1 protein-coding gene is annotated in these 1,408 nt (G+C 38.1%); it reads left to right on the top strand.

Going from position 1 to position 1,408, the window contains the following annotated elements:
* The first annotated feature begins 135 nt into the window (after window positions 1-135).
* Complete coding sequence (locus M3Z76_RS19590; protein ID WP_295657547.1) at window positions 136-1,260, top strand: IS4 family transposase; 1,125 nt, start codon at window positions 136-138, stop codon at window positions 1,258-1,260.
* The last annotated feature ends 148 nt before the right edge of the window (window positions 1,261-1,408 follow it).

Below are 1,408 nucleotides of genomic sequence, written 5' to 3'. Positions count from 1 at the left end.
CACAAGCGTCGCATTAAAATAATTTAACACGGTAAATAATACTGAATTTTCTGTAATCTATTCTTCGAATAAAAAAATCCTTTATAATGGTTGGGCGGTAGTAAACCATCCAAATCCAAAATAAAGGACATACGCATGGATAAGTTTACACGAAAAACATCTTTTGAACAATGGTTCTCACCGATTTCCTCCACAAAACTCGACGAATTGGTGGAATCCTATCAATTAAATACCTATACAAAGAAGTTATACATCGATTCATTCTTAAAATTATTCGTATTCGCACAGCTCAATGAAACCGAAAGTCTACGAGCTGTTAGCGATACACTATTTTCGGATGATCTACAAAAAACGACCGATTTAGAATCAATTAGCTTTTCACAGTTAGGACGCCGGTTAAACCAAGTGCCAACGGATGTTTTCCAACAAGTGTTTCTAGACTTAGTTACGCAAATTCATAAGAAAACGAACTTTGAACAACGTAGAAAAACAACGACACCGCTGAAAATCATTGATTCTAGCACGTTGCCACTGAACTTAAACAATCATAAATGGGCTGAATTCCGTAAAACAAAATCTGGTATTAAGCTTCATTTACGTCTCGTTTTCTTAGAAAAAGGCTGCTCGTATCCAGATCAAGCGGTCCTCACGAATGCAAAAGAGCATGATCGTGGTCAATTAGAAGTCCTAGTAGACGACAAAGAATGCATGTACGTGTTTTACCGAGGTTACTTGGACTATAAACGATTTGACTTGATGACCTATTATGGCTATTTCTTTGTCTCACGTTTGCGAAAAAACGCTGTGATACGTGTGTTAGAGCCGTTTGAACGCCCTAAAGATTCCACTGTGCTATCCGATGAAATGATTCTGATTGGCACGACGCAAAATCGTGCAGAAAATGCATTTCGTCTCATCAAAGTACTGGATTCTAAAGGCAAAGAGCTACATTTGATTACGAATCGTTTTGATTTAAGCGCTGATGAAATCGCTGAGCTGTACAAGTCTCGTTGGGCCATCGAACTGTTTTTCAAGTGGTTAAAACAGCACTTGAACATAAAAAAGTTCTACGGACAAAGCGAACAAGCTGTGCATAATCAGGTATACATCGCGATGATCGTCTATTGCTTACATGTACTGGCTCAGCTCAACACGAATAGCTCAAAAACCTATCTAAAAATTAGTCGATTGTTAAAAGCTGCACCTTGGAAATCAGCACACATTTGGATTCGAAAAATCGAAGGAAAAGCCATCCCATAAGGGTTTTACCGTTTCTGTCGCCCACGCCAAAGGTTATAGTAAAAAAATGGATGTTTACTACCTCTGCTTGAGTGTCTTCGTTTTTCGTTTCCGACGAAAAAACAAGAAAACAGAAAATTCAGTTAAAATTTATGCGACGCTAGTGATA

Source organism: Metasolibacillus sp. (assembly GCF_025291715.1).
GTDB lineage: Bacteria > Bacillota > Bacilli > Bacillales_A > Planococcaceae > Metasolibacillus > Metasolibacillus louembei.
The sequence above is the reverse complement of the archived record's forward strand: the minus strand, read 5'-3'. Positions and strand labels throughout refer to the sequence as shown.